Source organism: Alteromonas sp. MMG017 (assembly GCF_018100795.1).
Classification (GTDB): Bacteria; Pseudomonadota; Gammaproteobacteria; order Enterobacterales; family Alteromonadaceae; genus Alteromonas.
This window is the reverse complement of the sequence record NZ_JAGJDY010000010.1, coordinates 116075-135488: the sequence shown is the minus strand read 5'-3', so window position 1 is coordinate 135488 and position 19414 is coordinate 116075. Positions and strand designations below refer to the sequence as shown.

Here is a 19414-nt window from a genome sequence, read left to right as displayed (position 1 = left end):
TATTAAACAGCCGCTAAAAATTGCGAAATGTGGTTAACACTACACCTTTTGCTGATGTGCTGAAAGGTGCCTAAGTAAGGCATAAATTTGCTTTGGGGGAAGTTTAGTGGGTTCAAACTCGGTTTGTGATAATCGAGCAAGTAACTCAGTAAAAATTGGTGTACTGCCAGCGTAACCCATATTCCACTCGGTGAAGGTGGGCTTATCAATATATTCGTAACTGGTGATAATGACATCTGAGTGTCGAGCATCATCTGAAATATGAAAAAATAATTCATTAACCGCTTCGCGCTCACCTTCTAAGGCTTGTACAAAATAGCGGTTGTCGTAGCAGAGCATCCCGCAAATCCCTAAAGACTGATTATTTTTACGGGCATAAGTTAAGATATCTTTCATGTCTGAAAGCGACATATCTCGGGTTGCCGAACTCAAATAAATTAAGCGCACGATATTTTTCATAGAGTTATTAATACTCCTTTTTGCAAAAACAAACTATAAGTTTATTAAGAATAAATAGAGCAAAAGGATGAAATCTTCAAATCTATGGTGAATCCTAACCTGCCTCAAATGGCAATAATATTTACTAACGCGCCATCTGAGTTGACGGAGTTTTTACCCGAAGGTCTCGACACCCACTGTTATTCATCAGCCAAGAAGCTAAAAAAAGCACTGCGTTCCAATACGCCAGATAAATTGTTTTTCCATATTAATGATGCACGAAGTGAATCGGACAGTATTGAGATCATACACTACGTGCGAACGTCATTAGCATCGCATAGTAGCACTTTGATTATTTGCGTGGGTGATGCAGTTTCTACCACACCAAGTGAAATAATGAATAGGGCGGATGTGGACGATGTTATCCGCTTAAATAAGGAAGACGCTGCGTTTGTACAACGTAAAATAGCGCGCATTATTAAGCGCATTATCATTAGCAAAAAGCATCTAAAGGAAAAAGATGCGCAAGTGAATATGCTTACCTCGGTGAATAGATTTTCTCATCAACGTCAGAACATTCAAGCATTAATCGCATCCTATGCAGAAGCGTTGCTGCAATTTTGTGGTGGACATAGTGGATTAGTGGTTACCCCCGCTAAAGTTACCTGTGTACCCACATCACAGCCCTCTATCGGCCCGAGCGAACTTGAAGCTGTAGATGATGATACAAAGCAATACATCATCGACCTAGCCCTGCAGTGTAAGGCCCCCGTGGTTAACTTATCGCCCGAGCTTGCACCTATGCGCGCATTAATCGATATTTTGCCAAACCCTGTGGCGAGCTATTTAGTATTCCCGTTAATTGTGTACAACAATAATTTGGCGTCAATTGTTTGTTTCATAAGTGAAGAGGCGCTAGATAGCGTATCTACCACGCAACTAAACGTTATGCGTGATGCTTCCTTGCAGCTTAAAATAATATTAGAACGTCGATTTGCCGAATCGCGAATGGCCACGCATTATCAGCGTTTAAAAGAAACCTTGGCCGAACTGAAAACAACCCAAGATCATCTGATTCATGCAGAAAAAATGGCTTCTGTTGGTCATATGGCAGCTGGAATTGCCCATGAAATAAATAATCCGTTGGCGTTTGTTATCAGCAACTTCGACCCCCTTGATCATTACGTAGAAACGCTAATCAGCATGGTGGATTTGCATGAACAGCTTATTCAATCTATTAACGAGATTGAGCAGCCAGTAAATCAGAAACTCTCCCAATCAATACAAAGCTTCAAACAAACTCGTGATATTGATTTTGTGACCGAAGATATAAAAGCGCTAGTGCACGATTCAAAAGAAGGTTTACTGAGAGTAAGGGATATCATTAATGATTTAGGGAGCTATTCTCGTAAAGAGTCACTAGAGAATCAGCCAATAAACCTCAGTGAAGTAACCAAAGAAACCGTTCGAATGCTCAAATACGAATTGAGTGATGACGTTGAAGTTCAACTAGCTATTGATAGTGATATTCAGATAACGTCACATAAAGGATTCATCCAACAGATAATCGCCAATTTGGTTAAAAATGCGATTCAAGCCCACGCCACCTCAGAGAAGCAAACTCAGCAGAAAATCATCAAAGTCAGTGTTGAAGAAAAAGCGGAGTTTGTGCTAATGAATGTTTCAGACAACGCGGGCGGTATAGCAGAAAAAAGTCGTAAGCATGTTTTTGACCCTTTCTTCACTACAAAAGACGTTGGTAAGGGAACAGGCATGGGGTTGTCTGTCTGTTCTAATTTAGCGAAGAAAATACATGGAACGTTAGCACTTTCCCCCGTGGATGAATCGAGCGAATTAGACACTACATTTACGCTTAAATTACCCAAGCAGGTAGGGGGGGAATGACCCTTTGACTGGCATTCTCGACTTTTTATTTCAGTGTTGTACAGTGCACCTGCTTCATCGACGAATAAAATTATAAGGGCAGGTTATGACAACACTTATTGGCGGGAAAACAAAGGAAGAAGCACTGGGCAGTCTTTCAAATATGACTAGCGATCTAGCGCCTATTCAAAAAAATGAATACTTATCTCGAATAGATAAAGCTCAGCACTATATGCAGCAAAATAGTATTGCTGCGCTGTACCTTAATGCCGGCACTAACTTAACTTATTTTACGGGTATGCAGTGGTATGCCAGCGAGCGTTTAGTGGGCGCTATTCTTCCTGCCTTTGGCGATATTATCTACGTAGCACCTTATTTTGAAATTGACTCCCTTGAAGAGCGTAAAGTGATAAACGGCGACATTATTGGATGGCAAGAGCACGAAAGCCCTTATGCACTGGTTGCTCATTTACTGGGTGAAATTGATACTGCTGGTGGCAAGAAATTCGCGGTAGATGAATCGACCCAATTCTTCGTTGTTGACGGGTTTAATAAAGCCCTCCCTGAAGGCGTCAGCATTATTAATGGCGCAGAGATTACTGCCCACTGCCGAATGCACAAATCGGTAAATGAGCTTGCACTTATACAGCGTGCTATGGATATGACCCTTGCAGTGCATAAAGCTACAGCCAGCATGCTCTATAAAGGGATTACTACCACAGAAGTGGAAGCCTTTATCAATGATGCCCACAAAAAAGTGGGCGCTAATGGCAATTATTTTTGCATTGTACTTTTTGGTAAAGCAACGTCATTTCCACATGGAGTGAAAGACCCGCAAGTGTTGAAAGATAACGACTTGGTGCTTATTGATACCGGCTGTAAGGTGCATGGTTATTTATCTGATATCACGAGAACCTACTGTTTTGGTAAGCCAACGGAGAAGCAAAAGGCGATGTGGGAAAGTGAAAGACGCGCGCAGTACGCTGCATTTAATGCAGTAAAGCTAGGCGTACCCTGTGGAGATGTTGATAAGGCCGCGCGAGACAGTTTAGCGTCCGATGGCTTAGGTCCAGATTATAATCTCCCTGGTTTGCCCCATAGAACAGGGCATGGTATTGGTATGGACATTCACGAGTGGCCATACTTGGTGAAGAATAATCCACACCCTCTGGCACTAGGTATGTGCTTTAGCAATGAGCCCATGATAGTGGTTCCTAATGAGTTCGGTATTCGTTTAGAAGATCACTTCTATGTATCTGACACTGGCGCAGTGTGGTTCACTGAGCCTAGCAAAGCTATAGATGAGCCTTTTTAAAGACAGGGTAGACGCATTTTACGTTCTGCCAGTTTTGTTAGAAAAAGGAAAAGCCAACGCTGAGTGTTAAAACCTGCTGATATAAGGCGACTTGAGTGTTTAAATAAATTAGTGTATTTTTTGAACAATACTTTGGTGGCGTAAATGCATGTATGGAAACTCTAAGCGTCTCTTTTCTCAAAAGATCAGTAGCTTTGCTATGTGGTTTCCCTTTCTTTATTTCTATGCTTTTTGTGTTTTCTTTCTCTGGATGGGCGGAAGAAAATACATTGATTCCCACCGTGACAGTATCGGACGCTACCACGGCGGATTTTCAATTAAGCCTTAATGAAAAAGCAACGTTTAGAGTTATCCCTACAAAGGGGGTGACAGTGCTTATTAAAGCGACGCAATCAGTAGCAAATGTTCGCTTAGCACTTTATGGCACTGAAAATAAAACTAGCAAGCCCTTACTCACCCTTGATATTCCAGCCGCCTATAGACAACCTGAATACCTACTCTTCGATGCGAACGACTGTGTCATTTGTTACGTTGAAATAGATACTTCGGCATCATCGCCAACGCAAGGTCGCAGCGATATCCTTTTTAGTGCAATTGGTACCGGATTGGATGCTCACAGGAATTTCTACAATGCCATTCAACTCGCTTCGTTAACGTGGTCTGTGGCAGAAAATCAGCTTGCAGAGATGGAGTATAAAGAAGCCTTGCATGATGTGCGTTCGCACTATGAAAAAGCAGAGAATATTGCAACATCTTTAGAAGATCACTCTCTCATTATTTTCAGTGCCTATATGCAATCCATAGTGAGCCACTACCTTGGAGAATACGACAATCAAGCTGATTTACTGAAACGTATTTTACATCAGACATCTATTCCCCAATCCTACCTTATTAAAATTAACATGGATTTAGCGAGTTACTATATTTATGAAAAAGGTGAATTTGATACCGCGGTGGCGTATTTAAGCATTGTGTTCGGTCATCTAAATTCTGGGCACTATCCCTTGTTGTATGCAGAGGCGAAAGAGTTAGAAGCGTCAATAGAAATTGAAAAAGGAAGCTATTTGAATGCTGTAGCGGCGTTTGAAGAAACCAGCAAAATTTTCTTGGAACAAGGTGATGTGTCAAATGCTATTAAAAGCATGACCTCTTTAGGGTGGCTGTTTTATCACACGGGCGATTTTAACAACGCCATGCAGCAATACGTTCTCGCCAAGAAATTAGCAACTCAAGTTTCAGATAACTACGCAATCACGAACTTGCATATCAAACTCTCGGGCGTGTATCGACAACTAGGCAATATCGAGCAAGCCAATCATCATGTTACACAGGCGCTAACGCTAAGCGGTAGGTTTAAGCATGCATATTTAGATGCATGGGCTAATGTAGAAAAAGCGAAGCTTCTGCAAGCAACGGGGCAGTATATTTATTCGAAGGATACGTTTGATATAGCAAAGCGCAGATTTTTTAAATTGAATGCCTCAAAGGGGGCGAGTGAAATCGACTTTTTTGTTGGTTTACTCAACATGCAGCTTGGAGAGCATCAACAGGCGAAAGAGCGGATAGAGAGTTACTTGTTTAACACTGACGGAATTGCCACGGATTACGAGCATGCTATTGCTGCTTCAAATCTAGCGCATGCCCTTACGTTACTTGGTAGCAAAGATGAGGCAATGAAATATCAGCAAAATGCGTTAAATGTTCTAATGCAAACGCAAGATATTCGGTCAATCGGCTTAGCACAAATACAAATGGCCACGCTGCATGCATCCATGGGTAACGTTAAAAGTGCTGAGACCTATTTTAACAAAGGAACGAGCAAACTTATTCAAACGCGTTCTACGTTATCTCAATTAGACAGTACATATGCCTATGCCAATGAAGTAGCTCACCTCGACCCAGTGCTTGCACTACAAATAGGCCGTGATATTAGCGATCAAATAAATGCTATTTTTTCAGAAATAAAGCGAACCGATTTACGCAGGGGGTATTTCTCCACCTATCAGAAGGTGGTCAGTTTGCTGGTTCGTGTTGATAACTCACTTTCTGCAGAGCAGAGCTTATTACTTGCTGAGGCTGCGCGATCACGCACCATAGGGTATGGGCTTTACCGCGACAACAATACTAATAATGACATTCAACGTGAACAAAAAAAGCTCAATCAAAAGCAGCAGGTGAAATTGATTGAGCTTAGTACACAAATTGAAACACAGCAGAGAAAACAGACCATTAGAGAGATACGGGTATTGTCAGAAGCCTTATATCAGCTTGAGAGTGACAATTATGTTGCTCCGCAGTCTACCGCTAAATTTTCGGCCAAATCATTGGCCCAACTTCAGCAGTCTTTAACAGAGCATGACGTGGTGTTATTTATTGATACCGCAGAAGTGGAGTCTAGGTTGTGGTTTATTGATCAGCAGCAGATTGTAAGCTTTAAGAGTGAACATGAGCGTTTTTTTAGTGAACGTGTGGGCGCTGTACTGAATGTGATATCGCAAAAACTGCCTTTGCGTAAAATGCGTAAAGAGGTGGCAGAGCTACGCAATACACTTTTTCCTAGTAATGCAGAGTATCTATTCAAAGGCAAAACGAACTTAATTGTAATACCGGATGGCGCGTTAACCCGTTTACCATTTTCGTTACTGTCAGCATCTTCCCCCGCGCAGAATGGGTGGTCAGTAAGCTATCAACATTCTTTGCAAAACATAGTAGATTCGAGAAAAGACAATTTCGCTACGGCTGTGGATGAAGGCAGTATTCTTGTTGTGGCAAACCCTTTAATGAAGACCATGCCAAAAGGCCAAAACAGCCCGCTAACCTATGGTTTTCAGTCTTCTTCATTGCCTTATACAGCAAAAGAGGCAAGTTACATAAACGCGTTCTCTGCTCAACCGATAACCCTTCTAAACAAAGGTAACGCCAGTAAACAAGCGTTAGTAGAATTAGATTTATCTACCTTTAATATTGTGCATATGGCGACACATGGGCTGGCAAATAATCACGTGCCTGAATTGGGCGGACTCGTTTTATCAAATGCTTCAAGTGCCGACAATTTGCTGTTTGCCTCAGAAATTAGGCGGCTTAGGCTCAAGGCTCAACTTGTTGTGTTAAGCGGTTGCGAAACTACCCAAGGACACTTAATAGAGGGCGAAGGCATGCTTGGCTTAACCCGTGCTTTCATCGAAGCTGGAGCTCATAGCGTTATAGGCAGTTTGTGGCAAGTACAAGACGATGCAACCGCGATGCTGATGAAGGAGTTTTATCGTTATTTACTACAACACGAATTGCCTATCTCTGAAGCATTAGAAAAAGCGAAAGTGGCGGTGAAAAATCACAAAAGAAAAAATGGAACTCACCCGTGGCGATCGCCCTATTACTGGGCGGGATTTGTTTTACATGGTAACGCGGCATGACTGAATCTGAGAGCGCTATTGCAACCGCTTTAGTGAAAGGGATTTTAGCGGGTGATGCTGCCGCAGAATTACAAATGATAGAGCGATATAAAAGGGGGTTACGTTTTGTGCTTCGGCGAAAGTGTCACGACCTTGATTTGACCGCAGATATTAGTCAAGAAACGTGGCGTATCGTTATTGAACGTATTCGAAATAATGAGCTACGTGAACCAGCAAAGTTGTCAGCGTTTATTCTTCAGACGGCCAAAAATCAGCTACTGATGCATTTTAGAAAAAGTGACGTTAAGCGCCAACAAACGGGTATGGGGGAAGCGTTGGAGTCTGAGTATTCCGCTCCGTTGACACAATCGCCCGAGGATGCGCTAGAACGACATAATTTAGGTTTGCTTGTTCAAACGGTTATCAAAGAACTGAATACCTCGAGAGATAGAGAATTACTCCATCGTTACTATATACATGAACAAGATAAGCAGATGATTTGTAATGAGCTAAATGTAAACGCTAAAAATTTCGACAATGTGCTTTATCGCTGTAAACAGCGGTTTAAAACGCTGTGGTTAGCGGTAATGGAAGATAACTGATATGAATTTCACTGAGAGGTTTAGCCTAGTTAGTGCACAAGAAGTTAGTACACAAGAGCATAGGCATTTCACAAACAATAGAACCAGAGTACTTATGGTTAGGAGTTTGCGTAGTGAAGCAAGATGAAAGAATAGAACGGTATGTGCTAGGTAGAATGACACCGAGTGAAGAAGCGGAGTTTGAAGCTTACTTTTTGTCTAACCAAGCGTGTTTAGATCAACTAGAGCTTACAGAGCGCTTGTACAAAGGAATGCAAGCAAACAGTGTTGAGAAAATAACGCCTATGCAAAAAAAATCTCGAATGTGGAAGCAGCCTATACCACTTTGGGCCGCGGCAGCTGCAATGATTCTCGTTTTGTTAATGCCTACGCCGTTCAATACCTCTCAGCGCTTAGCACCAAACCCCGATTTAAATGTTTATCGCTTAGAAATGGCTAATGTTCGAGCTTCAGAATTTGATGCGGTTAAGGTGACTCAATCGGACAGCCAGCTCGTGTTTGCAATCTACGTTGATACTGAAATACCTGAATTTGATTATCCCAGTTATGGGTTCACGTTAACTAATCAAAAAGGAGAGCAAATGTTCACGACAAGCGCTTTACATTTAACCTCTACAAGCGAAATTTTCATCAACATGGGATTACAGCACGTCGAATCAGGAGTATACGATTTTGAAGTGTTGGGCTACAACGATATGACAAAAACACCACTGCATAGTGGATTAATACAATTTAATTAGTCAATGACTAGGAGCGGACCCTAATGACTTTATTCAAAAAAATGGTATCAAGTGTAGGACTGACATTATTACTTTTAACATTACTTGGCTGTTCGCATGACAATAAAAAGTGCGAAGATGACGTAGAATGCATGTTATCGAAAGTTACAGCGAGTTATAAGGTCGAATTTTTAGGTAATGATAAAACTACCCTTAAGGCGGATAGCGCCTCCCAATCACAACGAAAAAACGCATTGGGAGCTCTAATTTTAGATAAAAGTAGCGGTGCTTTAGCGCTTGAAGATACTTGTGAGTTAAATTCAGAAACCCCCAACACGCCAAGACCTAAGATTAGTGTTGGATTTACAGACGTTAATGGAATTCACCAAGATAGCATTGATGACATCAGCTATAACGGAAATTGCTATCAGGTTTATGAAACGGATAATTTCACGGTTCTCTATATACCGACATTAGATAACCCGAAACATGGAACAGAAGTTGCTCCACTCGTGACAGACCATCCCCATTCTATGCAGATATACGTTTATCACGGTGATAAAAATTCGATGACTTACCGTATCTTTCACAGAGATAAGCAATTTAGTAATGACGGAGCTCATAATCACGATGGCGATGGTTCACACTCGCATGATAAAGGAAAAAATCAAGTTCTGAAGCACAATACTACCCATGGTGGTGGTATAGGTACATAGGTACCGCAACCGCGAACTAGCTATCTGTATTCTTACTTTGTAGTTGCGCTGGGCTAGAAGTTAAGCCTGGCTCAGCTAAAGCCTCTTTTTATTATCCCGTCATTTGTATTGTCTCTCACCTAGAAAATAAAAGTATTATTTAGGTGAGAGAATTATCAATGTGCATGCACAGCTCACATATACCAATAAAAATGGATTGTGAGGGCAACATGAACGTGATTAATTCCGATTGCTATGCCAAATTTGGCAAGTCATTGAACCGATATAAAACCGCAAGTCGATTATCCTCAGTGTGTATTTTGGCAAGCTCTCTGTTTGGCTGTACTACTTTTCCTTATGTTGAAGATCCTCGCCCCGAATTCATAAGAGAGTGCACTATGTGTGAGTCAAGCGAAGTGGAACTTCAGCGGGCAATGGATTATGTTGATTACACGTACGATGGCTACCGCAGAAAGCTCTTAGAAGATGCTAAGCAAAGCCAAGACTTAAGCCAAGGGCTCATTGCACTTACCACAGCAACATTAGGTCTAGCATCATTCGAGGCCGATATAGATACCTTTAAAGCCGCGGGTTTACTAGGCGCGGGAGCCTATCAACTAGGTACGGCAAATGAAAATGTTGGCAGGCGTTCACAGTATATTGCTGGTATGCGAGCAATGGTGTGCATAAAAGATATTGTTAGCCCTATGGTGGGAATTACTAGCAATTATCAGCATATTCAAAAGAATGCCGAACGGCTTCGTAGCGCAATGGACGAGTACGCCATAGCGGCCGGAGACTTGACCAACACCATGAACCAACTCTTCCTTTACGATGATTCCACCAAAAGCTTAAAAGCGGCAGCCCAAGCACAGCTAAAGGTGATAGACAGCGACAGAGAACGCGCTGCACAGTTACTTCAAAGTACCAACACCTTGCTTGCTAAGTCGTCCACGATTGGGCCTAGAGTGTTTACTCAAGTGGATAATATTCGTGTCGCCGTTGACGAAGCCTTAACATCAACATTGGCGAGTACAGATAGCATCAGTACTCATATAGCGTCATTAAGCGATTACGCACAGTATTTTACGCCCGGGCTAGACTTTGCTCAAATACTACAAACCACACTCGCTAGTGCGGAAGGTTCCAATACGGATACTGTTATCAATGAAGTGTTAGCGCAGGCGATGGGGGACTTCGATAAAAAAACCAAAGAGAACGCAGAGAATACTGAGAACGTTAAAAATGCGATTATAGGCGTTTACGAAAAAGTCATTTCTAACATCAGTGCTGCCATGGGAGAGATGCAAGCGAAGCGTCAAATTATGTTGGCAAGAGCCAGCGAATTAAATGGTTTATTGGCGATGCCCCTCAACTTAAATGAAACTACGTTTAAATCTTGTGGCGCCCTTACTGATAATATTACTACCCAGCTAAAACTCGATCATTCCTCATTAGAATTCACACAGGGCACTATTCAAACGGCCACTGTTGAAGTATCTGGTGGAACGAAGCCTTATACCGCACAGTTGACTAGAACACCTAACTCCTCGGTAAATGTTGCGACGGTGGCAGGAGGCTCAGGCATTATCGTTACGCTTACTAGCGAGGCAAAGGCGGGTGAAGTCTTTACGATTAAAGTGAAAGACAGCAGCACTCAGCACGCCATTATTAATGTATCGATTAAAGAGCCGGTTAAAAATGAGACAGCGAATAATAAAGGGGCGGCGAACGATGTAGAGATAGCACAAGCCGCGTTGAAAAACTGCGAAAATAGTAAAACCAATACATGGAATGAAACCTTCGGTGTTATTGGCTACCCAGTAATGGGAACACATGCGAATGGTATTGTTTTGGAAAACCCAGCGTTATTAGGAAGCACTATATCAGGAGAAATAGCGCTTGCCGGTCAGTTTTCTCTCCCCCCTGAAGCGAGGAATATAGAGGCGGTAAAAAGCGCATTGCTCGCGAAGCTCGCCACCGACCCTCTACTAAAAAGTCTACATTGTAAAAACATTACCAGTAACGAGAAGCTAACGCCTCATGCAAGCTTAGCAAATGCCTTGAGCTCAACACCAGATGTTTGCAAAGCCGATGACGATGTAGGAAGGCTAAAATGTGCATTACGCACGCCAATGGAAGCTGGAGATTGCGGTGACGATTTTACGTTAGCCTACTCGAATTTTAGTCAGGGCATACTGACCGTAACACTGCGTGACCTAGATTCAATTTGCCCAACACTTTATGTAGATAAAGTAGATGATTTAGTCGCTCAAGCAAAAGTGACGATTAACAAATCACTTAAGCGGTTTACAGGGGGGAATACATTAAAATACAGCGATTTGAAGTTCAGTAATTATGAGGAAATAAAAGCCAAAATTGACGGTTTACAAGAGGGGAAAGTGCAATGAGTTATATAAAAGTCATTGATACTAAAAAGTCAAAATACGACCAAGGCAGTGCGGTTGCATTAATACGCCGCACCCGAAAAAACCTATCCGTTGAGCACTATCTTGTAAGTTGTTTTCATCTATTTGGATTATTAGCGAAAAACGCAAAGCAGCCTTGTCAACAGGCCGTCATTGAGCATGACGGAAAAGTTATTGCGCATTATAACGATATTTGCGGAAGTATCGCCCCGCTAGGTACTGATACATGGAGCTTCGATGTGGCGTTTGCCAAAGTAGAGCCAAAGAACCTCAAACTTGTACGTAACGCTATTCCCGGTCCAGTACCAACAAAAATTTTGTATTACATGGATGAATTACCAAAGACCGCCATCATGCATAGTCCGCGCGCCAAAATCACTCTATCCAATGTATGTGCTAAAAGGGGTAACCAACAAATTGTTACCTATGGGCCCGAACTTAGCCGTCTTCAAGCGGTACATCGCCTTATTGCAAGCTACGATGGAGAGACAATGGCTGGAGATAGTGGTTCGCCTGTTCTCAGTGAAGATGGAGAAACACTATTGGGCATGCATATCGCTGGGAATGGGAGTAAGGGCTATATGCTTCCTGCTGTCGATTTTATTCAAAATGCCAACCGGTTTATTCCTAAATTTAAAAACGATATTTTATCTTTAGATTTGTGAGGTGAATTATGGATTATCTTGATACCGCTATAGTGTTGACCTTAGTGATCATTACCGTTGCTGAGTTTTCAGCACTGACTACCGATAAGCTCATGTCTATGATGGGTTCTCGAACCCGTGGCTATGACTATTGGTGTGAATGTGTAGTTGAAGAAGTCCGGTTGTCTTTAATACATGATGTCGATTTTACTGCAGCACAAAGCGCACATGTGCTAGAAAAGCTTAATATCTTAATGGCATATGAGCGTGAAAAGACAAAGCCATATTTAAATAGGTCAGTATTGTTGAATAATATTTTATCGTCAGCCAGTAAAGTATCAGCACCAAAAATGGCTGATAAATTAGCGCAAGTATTGCCCGATAGAATAGCAAAATGCGATCACAGTGCCACAAGTCGATTTCGTTTGAGGACTGGCATTAAAGTGGCTTGTGTTGCCACCATTGTTGCCTTGGCATTAAATATCAGCAGCTTGTCATTGATAAATGAGCTTGAAAATACTGATGCCGAAGATATGACCCGTCTTCAAAGTCAAATTGAGAGTTTAAACACTAGGCTTGAGGCAGAGGACGACCCGACTAACGCAGGGGCGATAATGATTGAGTTAAGAAGTAGGTTAAATCAACGCTCCGATTTAGAGAGTAAAGCATTTTCAGTTGGACCCATAGCGCCAAGTATAAATCGAATGTCTATTGAATGGATTTTTGGCTGTGTGTTGACGGGATTGCTCGCTGGATTAGGTGCGCCATTTTGGCGTCAACAATTAAGTAGGCTAATGACGCTGAAAGACCTTAAAGAGCAAGTTTCAGTAGATAAATCGGCGGAGGGTAATGATGGCGAGGCGCCAGAGAATCAATGGGGGGACGCCTCAGTTAATGAATCTGCAACCAAAGACTCCGCAATAAATGTACCTTCCGGTGTCACCGGAAAATTTATTCCAACAAATATAAGTTGGGATCCTTTAAGCAATCAAATTGACTTGGACGTCATTGCACAAGGGAAGCCAGAGCGCGTATACACGCCGGAAGAATTAATGCATACATTACGTTTAAGATTGGCCCCTCAATATAAAACAAATCTTGCTGCGGTAAATATAAGACCAGAATCACTGAAGAAATTGGCGAACAGTTTTTTTTCCAGTAACTAAAGTGGGGTTACTGCATAGACTGCTTCATTTAAACATGAAGGTTGCGCACCTTTGAAGTTCGCCACTAATGTGTCTTGATGGCGAATGGTGATTAATTCAAAGGTGCAACGCAGCCTTGAATAAGCGCTATGGCCTATTCACACTTCTCAGCCGCGACTACCGTTATTTCAACCAACAAAGCTTCACGAGCCATGTTAGCGGTAACGCAAGCGCGAGCTGGGGCATGTCCTTCTGGTACCCAGTTATCCCAAACGGCGTTCATCTCGGCAAAGTATTCCATGCTTTTGATGTAAATAGTGGCTGATAGGATATGCGCTTTATCGCTACCCGCTTGTGCTAGCAAGGTATCCACTTTATCTAGCATAGTTTGGGTTTGTTCGGTAATGCCTTGGGTTGCATCTGCGCACACTTGGCCGCATAAATAAATAGTGCCGTTATGTTTTACTATACGGCTCATACGCTGTTTTGTTTCTATTCGCTCTATGGTCATTGCTGAGGTGTCCGTGCTTTTAATCTAAGAGTTTAAATGGTTTATTTTTCATTTCTACAAGCTTGCTGAATTTCATGCTCTATTTCTTTTGCATCAGCAAGTTGTTCAAACATGTCGCGAATTGGCGCGCCTTCAATCAAACCCATGAGTGTACCTAATACAAAACCACGGTGCACGTTATCCCCTCCTACATTGGCGTTGGCTGTGAGTGCTTTTTTTCCATCGGCTATGTAGCGGTAGGCAAAATACAGCACACTGGGCCATGCATCAGAAATGTAGCAGGCGGGAGAGAATTGACGGCCCACTATTTCGATATCACTTTTATTCTTGGCGATCAGCTTTGCCAAAGACAGGTGGCTCCCTCGCAAGGCAATATCTTCAAGTATGTCTTGAAGAGATTCATTCGTGCGATAGAGCAATCGATACAGCAGCTCGACATAATAGTCACACACTACACCAAGCTCGTCACTGGGGTGAGTTAAAAACAAATGGTTTCTGCATAGGTTTTGAATATCATTCAGGTCATTACCTTTTAACGCGCAACTTAGGGCTAAAGGCCCAATGGTAACAAGGCCTCCTATAGATGCCGTATCGTGGGTAACTGCGGCGCATTTGTCGGCAGGTTTACCGTCCACTAGATTTGCAAAAAAGCCCCTATGATACGATTCCGCGTAGGTATCTGGGTGGGCGGGCTTGTCTGCGCACAACAGCTTGATGTACCCATCTAAAAAAGCAGCTTGTTGATAGTGCGGTACTGAAGCGTTAAGTACCACTCTTGCACAATGAGCATTCAGGGTATTTTCACCCGCTTTCATACCCTGATGATAATGCTGGTTAGCACCAGTCCAATATTGTCGTTTACCCTTTAAGATAACATCGCCCACAATGTCTTTCTTTTCCTGCTTAGATACTTTGGACCTCCCACCTTCGCTGGTGGAATGCAGTGACATTATAGAGGAGGGGTGAAATGACGGTGCGTCTTCGAACTGCTGAATGCCGCCGGGAAAATCTTTTAAAATGTCGGCAGGGTTATAATACCAATGTACTGGCATTGCCAAAGCGTCAGCAATAAATGCATTTTTTAGCGCCGCGATTACCCGTGATTTATATAATTCAGATGACACTTAGTTTTCCCCTTAAAGGCTAATGCACTTATTGGTTTTGTCTTATACGCAACAAGTAAAATAACATCGAATGATTAGAGGGTTTAATACGTGGTTTGATTGAATATTGATCGCAGGGGAGCGTTTCTAAAAGCCATTTGCTAAAAAGTGACAGTCTCATTACTATTCTTTTTTTGGTTTGAGTTTTAGTGTGGGTTTTAGTTTGAAAATAAAGGGTAAAGATATGCATGCATCGCCATCAAGTACCGTAGGGAAACCTTTAAATTTTCTATTGTATGTAGAGCAAAATTACTCCTTCGATATTCTTCGACCCATACAAAATGAAGCGAAAAAGCACGGTCATCAGGTTAAGTGGTTGGTGGTGGGAAATGATGCGTCTAAACACTTTTTACATGAAAATGAGCAGTCATTACCTTCTATTGAACAAGCTATAATCTTTAAACCTGATGCGGTGTTTGTCCCCGGTGATAGAGTGCCCAATTTCATCCCCGGCATTAAGGTGCAGGTCTTTCATGGTCTTAATGAAAGCAAACGAGGCAATGTTTACCCTGAACGAGGGTTGTTCGACTTGTACTGTACAGAAGGGCCAGAACGCACGGGTACGTTAACACGCAGTAATAAAGGCCATTACAATGTGGTTGAAACTGGGTGGGTAAAGCTAGACTCATTATTCCAATATCAATCGTCAGAGCATTTCGATAAACCGCAGGTGCTATTTGGTTCCACTTTCTCTGCGTCCTTGTCTTGCGCTGAACTCGTCTATGAAGAGGTAAAGCGATTAAGTCAAAACGGGAGTTGGCAGTGGTTAGTCACATTGCACCCCAAAATGGCAGCGTCAACGGTTGAAAAATACAAAGCGTTAGAAAGTGAAAACCTAATGTTTTTTGAAAACAATCAAGTCATCGAAGCGTTGCACAGAGCGGATGTGATGATTTGTGATAACTCTTCTATTTTCCAAGAGTTCTTATTATTAAATAAGCCTGTCGTTACGGTAAACAACCGCGACCCACTCGATTGCTTTATTAACATCACAGATAGCAACGCGCTTGAGGGCGCGGTAGAACACGCGTTGTCACCATCGTCTGAACTTATCGAGAGCATAAAAAAATACGGGCCATCAATAACACCCTACCTAGATGGAAAATCGTCACAACGCGTGGTGAAAGCGGTGGAAGAAATGGTGGGCAGTAATTGGACTGATAAAAAGCCTAAAAACTTATTAAGAAACTTTAAAATCAGAAAGAAACTAAACTATTGGAAGTTGTGATCAGGGCGTTCGATTTAGCGCGCTTTTGACAGAGCGCCTGATCGGCAAGCGCTAACTTGAACCTTTCACCCAGAATAAGCTAGTTACAGCATTAGACATAAAAATGGATGATTGTGAAAACTAATTTCATGTAATTCAAGGTCTTGTTTCCATAGGTTAGTTCAACATTGATAGTTGTAGAGCAAAGATATTGTGGCGTACTATAGCGTTTTCTCCTTTTCGACATTAAGATTTCTCTATGTATCAAGATTTTCAAGCTGAGCTTTCCTGGGCCAGTTTACACATGCCGCGCACTCGTGAAGCTATTTCCTCTCTTCCCAGCTTAGACGGCATTAGGCTAGCCTGTAATATGCACCTTGATTTAAAGATGGCCCCTTTGGTTGAAGGGCTATTATCTCGTGGATGTGAGGTGTTTCTGACAACCTGTAATCCCACTACAGTTCAAGATGACGTAGTGAAGTATTTGGTAGATAAAGGGGCTACGGCTCACGCATGGCGAGATATGAGCAACGCCGATTGGTCAGATTCTTTTGATAAAGCATTAGCTTGGCAGCCAACCCACTTGTGTGAAATGGGGGCCGATTTAACCACGCGTCTGCATGAAAAAGTGCAAACGAATGAAGCGGTTCCAAGCATTGTTGCGGGACTAGAGGCGACAGGTTCAGGTATTACGCGTTTAAACGGTATGCAGCCCGAGTATCCTATTTTTAACTGGGACGATTTACCGGTTAAAGAGGGCTTACACAATCGCCATATGGTGGGTTTGAGTGCATGGCAAACGTTTTTCCAAACCACTCATCTAACCCTGCATGAAAAAGTAGTAGTAGTCATAGGTTATGGTTTAGTAGGGCAGGGCGTTGCGGCATCTGCAAAAGCTTTTGGTGCACAAGTGCAAGTGGCAGAGCTAGACCCTGCTCGTGCGCTACAAGCTAAATATGATGGCTGGCCGGTGGTTGATTTGGGCATCGCAGTAGAAGATGCCGATGTTATTGCTACTGCCACAGGTGGTTACGGCGTGGTAAGTGCGAAACATCTGGATGCGATGAAAGAAGGCACCTTTATATTGAACGTTGGTCATGTAGCGCAAGAAATTGATGTGCCTTATCTTAAAGAGCATGCCAGCCACAGCGAACCAATGCCTTACGTGAATGCTTATACCCTAAATGGTAAAACCCTATTCTTACTTGCAGATGGCTCTATGTTCAATCTGACAGCAGGCTATGGTGATAGCTTAAACGCTTTCGACGTAACTTTAGCTGTAATGGCTGCGGGCATTGGGCACATTGTAGGGGAAGGTAGTACCCACCCAAATGGGCTATATTTATTACCTGAAAAGGCATGGAAAGCGGCGCTTTAGGGCGCCAACTTTTACCACCATGGGTAAGGATTTTATTTCGAAAAGTAAGCGAGCAGGGCACATTTACGCTAACATATTCATAATTTAAAAGCGTAAGCACTGGACCAGTGTTGTCTGTTGCCGAGAGCGTTTCTTTTGCTAAGGCGCTGACTCAAGGTATAGCTAAAGGGAGTTGGGGATATGGGAAAATAGTATGGTTCAAGCATCTTCTATCCCTTTGTTTATTACTGCCAGTATCTGCTTACTCTTAAGCTTTTTCTTTTTACTTTTATATTACCGCCTGACTTCCCGCCATGAAGAGTTTGTGAAGTATTACCTGATTTTCGCGCTCTCAGCGTTAACCAGTGGCATTTTTTTTGGTGCCTTCGCGGTGCTCGTTAACTCAAGCAATAACCTTATTTATCTTAGTATTTCTAACCGTATAACCGTTATTGCGGCAATGTTTACCATAGTGCTAAGCTTGCATTTTTACGTTGCTTTTTTTCAATACAAAGTGCCCACCTTCCTGAAATGGTGCTACGTCATTTGTGGTGTCTTTTCATTATTAACTTTGGTGCCTAATCCTTACTTTCTAGAAAATGCTTTCTACACAACATCTCAGTACTACACAGGCCTAAAGTATGGTGCGCTATTCCAGTTGTGGGGGGCATGGATATTAGTACTCGCCGCCTATTGTATATTCATACTCGTGAGAGTGTTTAATCGCCAGCGTGTGAGGCAAGAAAACAGCAATACGAATACAGTGTTGCTGCTGCTGATGGCTAACACCGTATGGGTGATTACAGGACTTTGCGATACGTTTACGGGCATTCAGGTAGTTGATTTACCGCCATTGAGTTGGATAGGCTCATTTTCGGTTACTTCATGTATCGCGTGGGTCTTGGTTTTACATATAGATGAACTTTATGAAGAAAGGCGCTTGCTAAGTAACCGCCTTATGTATGATCATTTAACCCAAGCATTCTCACGCAGTTATCTAGAAATACGTTTAACTGAAGCCGTGAACCTAATGCTTCGTAAAGAGTTGAAATGGCTATCAGTATGCGTATTTGATGTAGATGACTTTAAAAACATCAACGATCAATACGGGCATGCAAACGGTGATGCGTTGCTCACCCAAATTACGAATATTATCAAAGACAATATTCGGCAGTCTGATTGCATCGCACGGTTGGGCGGGGATGAGTTCGTCATTTTATTTGCCAGTAAACAGGATGAAAATTACGCTCCTGCTACTGTCGAGCGAATTCGAAAACGCATTGCTGAAACAGGCTTTGGGAAAGGGGATTGTTCATTTAGTGCGTCTTGTTCGTTTGGTATAGTCAGTGTTGCCCCTGACCAGCTAACGATGGCCGATTTGCCGAACCAAATGTTATCAAGCGCAGATGAAGCCTTGTATAGCGCCAAGCATAAAGGAAAGAATGCTGTGGGTATTGCTACTCTCAGTGATTTTTCCTGACCTTACAGAAATTAGTCGACATCCCCCTTTTCGTTATCATCTTGGTTAATGTCTTCTTGACCGCTTTTTTCTTGCTTGGCCTCGGTAACCATTTCGATAGTGTGCTGCACTTTGGGGTCGGGTAAAATCATCTGCATCAACATACCGAATACTATTGCTGCACCTTTTTGTTTTCTGGCCCATAAATACATGAGAACAAAGAAGCCTACAACAAAAGTGAAACCTACAAATACGCTAAGTGCAAACAAGGTATCGCTAAAAAAATCCATATTGCACCGCCTTTTCCACTTCCAATTCTACTTATATGTATAGATGCGACAAGACGCTGTATTTGTCGTACCAATTAAAATCCCTTCCCTGAGTTTTAATGGTAATGTTTAAAAAAAACACAAGTGCATGAACTCATTAAGGTAATGCGAATGACTAATGAATT

General features: G+C 42.3%; 16 protein-coding genes. 12 read left to right on the top strand and 4 right to left on the bottom strand.

Annotated features, from left to right (window positions below; genetic code table 11):
• Positions 1-39: 39 nt before the first annotated feature.
• Positions 40-459, bottom strand: coding sequence for a BLUF domain-containing protein (locus tag J8L84_RS15900; RefSeq protein ID WP_057789594.1), 420 nt, complete (start codon positions 457-459; stop codon positions 40-42).
• Between the two features lie 108 nt (positions 460-567).
• Here J8L84_RS15900 and J8L84_RS15895 point away from each other — a divergent pair, with 108 nt between their 5' ends.
• From J8L84_RS15895 to J8L84_RS15855, 9 genes are all read left to right on the top strand, one after another.
• Positions 568-2343: an ATP-binding protein gene (locus J8L84_RS15895; protein WP_211071544.1), complete on the top strand. Its 1776-nt coding sequence runs from the start codon at positions 568-570 to the stop codon at positions 2341-2343.
• An 85-nt stretch (positions 2344-2428) separates the two neighbouring features.
• Complete coding sequence (locus tag J8L84_RS15890) at positions 2429-3637, top strand: Xaa-Pro peptidase family protein (protein WP_211071543.1); 1209 nt, start codon at positions 2429-2431, stop codon at positions 3635-3637.
• Between the two features lie 152 nt (positions 3638-3789).
• Entirely contained in the window at positions 3790-7050 is a 3261-nt protein-coding gene (locus J8L84_RS15885) for a CHAT domain-containing protein (RefSeq protein ID WP_211071542.1), read from the top strand.
• Positions 7047-7631, top strand: a complete 585-nt coding sequence (locus tag J8L84_RS15880; protein WP_211071541.1) for a sigma-70 family RNA polymerase sigma factor — start codon at positions 7047-7049, stop codon at positions 7629-7631. The genes J8L84_RS15885 and J8L84_RS15880 overlap by 4 nt, the downstream gene beginning before the upstream one ends.
• A 113-nt stretch (positions 7632-7744) precedes the next feature.
• Positions 7745-8371 (top strand): hypothetical protein, encoded by a 627-nt coding sequence (locus J8L84_RS15875; protein WP_211071540.1) that lies wholly within the window; start codon positions 7745-7747, stop codon positions 8369-8371.
• Positions 8372-8394: 23 nt separating this feature from the next.
• Positions 8395-9066: a hypothetical protein gene (locus tag J8L84_RS15870; RefSeq protein WP_211071539.1), complete on the top strand. Its 672-nt coding sequence runs from the start codon at positions 8395-8397 to the stop codon at positions 9064-9066.
• Positions 9067-9275: 209 nt separating this feature from the next.
• On the top strand, positions 9276-11456 hold the full coding sequence (locus J8L84_RS15865) for a hypothetical protein (RefSeq protein ID WP_211071538.1): 2181 nt from the start codon (positions 9276-9278) through the stop codon (positions 11454-11456).
• A complete protein-coding gene (locus J8L84_RS15860) occupies positions 11453-12139 on the top strand; it encodes a hypothetical protein (protein WP_211071537.1) in 687 nt (228 codons plus the stop codon). The genes J8L84_RS15865 and J8L84_RS15860 overlap by 4 nt, the downstream gene beginning before the upstream one ends.
• An 8-nt stretch (positions 12140-12147) precedes the next feature.
• Positions 12148-13284 (top strand): hypothetical protein, encoded by a 1137-nt coding sequence (locus J8L84_RS15855; protein ID WP_211071536.1) that lies wholly within the window; start codon positions 12148-12150, stop codon positions 13282-13284.
• Positions 13285-13417: 133 nt separating this feature from the next.
• Here the strand turns inward: J8L84_RS15855 and J8L84_RS15850 are convergent, their stop codons facing one another.
• Positions 13418-13774, bottom strand: a complete 357-nt coding sequence (locus tag J8L84_RS15850; RefSeq protein ID WP_211071535.1) for a RidA family protein — start codon at positions 13772-13774, stop codon at positions 13418-13420.
• Between the two features lie 41 nt (positions 13775-13815).
• Positions 13816-14898: an ADP-ribosylglycohydrolase family protein gene (locus tag J8L84_RS15845; protein ID WP_211071534.1), complete on the bottom strand. Its 1083-nt coding sequence runs from the start codon at positions 14896-14898 to the stop codon at positions 13816-13818.
• Positions 14899-15121: 223 nt separating this feature from the next.
• On the opposite strand from J8L84_RS15845, the gene J8L84_RS15840 reads away from it, so the two are divergent.
• The 3 genes from J8L84_RS15840 (at position 15122) to J8L84_RS15830 (ending at position 18981) form a co-directional block, all read left to right on the top strand.
• Entirely contained in the window at positions 15122-16165 is a 1044-nt protein-coding gene (locus J8L84_RS15840) for a UDP-N-acetylglucosamine 2-epimerase (protein ID WP_211071533.1), read from the top strand.
• 238 nt (positions 16166-16403) lie between these two features.
• The gene (locus tag J8L84_RS15835) at positions 16404-17522 is read left to right on the top strand and encodes an adenosylhomocysteinase (protein WP_211071532.1); all 1119 of its coding nucleotides are present in this window, start codon (positions 16404-16406) and stop codon (positions 17520-17522) included.
• A 193-nt stretch (positions 17523-17715) separates the two neighbouring features.
• Positions 17716-18981 (top strand): GGDEF domain-containing protein, encoded by a 1266-nt coding sequence (locus J8L84_RS15830; protein ID WP_211071531.1) that lies wholly within the window; start codon positions 17716-17718, stop codon positions 18979-18981.
• Between the two features lie 11 nt (positions 18982-18992).
• On the opposite strand, the gene J8L84_RS15825 is transcribed toward J8L84_RS15830, so the two are convergent.
• Positions 18993-19250: a hypothetical protein gene (locus J8L84_RS15825; protein ID WP_211071530.1), complete on the bottom strand. Its 258-nt coding sequence runs from the start codon at positions 19248-19250 to the stop codon at positions 18993-18995.
• Positions 19251-19414 lie beyond the last annotated feature (164 nt).

Coding starts and splice junctions, on each gene's coding strand:
- J8L84_RS15830 (WP_211071531.1), top strand. CDS start 17,716: ATGGTTCAAGCATCTTCTATCCCTTTGTTTATTACTGCCAGTATCTGC.
- J8L84_RS15880 (WP_211071541.1), top strand. CDS start 7,047: ATGACTGAATCTGAGAGCGCTATTGCAACCGCTTTAGTGAAAGGGATT.
- J8L84_RS15900 (WP_057789594.1), bottom strand. CDS start 459: ATGAAAAATATCGTGCGCTTAATTTATTTGAGTTCGGCAACCCGAGAT.
- J8L84_RS15885 (WP_211071542.1), top strand. CDS start 3,790: ATGGAAACTCTAAGCGTCTCTTTTCTCAAAAGATCAGTAGCTTTGCTA.
- J8L84_RS15890 (WP_211071543.1), top strand. CDS start 2,429: ATGACAACACTTATTGGCGGGAAAACAAAGGAAGAAGCACTGGGCAGT.
- J8L84_RS15860 (WP_211071537.1), top strand. CDS start 11,453: ATGAGTTATATAAAAGTCATTGATACTAAAAAGTCAAAATACGACCAA.
- J8L84_RS15835 (WP_211071532.1), top strand. CDS start 16,404: ATGTATCAAGATTTTCAAGCTGAGCTTTCCTGGGCCAGTTTACACATG.
- J8L84_RS15895 (WP_211071544.1), top strand. CDS start 568: ATGGCAATAATATTTACTAACGCGCCATCTGAGTTGACGGAGTTTTTA.
- J8L84_RS15870 (WP_211071539.1), top strand. CDS start 8,395: ATGACTTTATTCAAAAAAATGGTATCAAGTGTAGGACTGACATTATTA.
- J8L84_RS15840 (WP_211071533.1), top strand. CDS start 15,122: ATGCATGCATCGCCATCAAGTACCGTAGGGAAACCTTTAAATTTTCTA.
- J8L84_RS15855 (WP_211071536.1), top strand. CDS start 12,148: ATGGATTATCTTGATACCGCTATAGTGTTGACCTTAGTGATCATTACC.
- J8L84_RS15850 (WP_211071535.1), bottom strand. CDS start 13,774: ATGACCATAGAGCGAATAGAAACAAAACAGCGTATGAGCCGTATAGTA.
- J8L84_RS15865 (WP_211071538.1), top strand. CDS start 9,276: ATGAACGTGATTAATTCCGATTGCTATGCCAAATTTGGCAAGTCATTG.
- J8L84_RS15825 (WP_211071530.1), bottom strand. CDS start 19,250: ATGGATTTTTTTAGCGATACCTTGTTTGCACTTAGCGTATTTGTAGGT.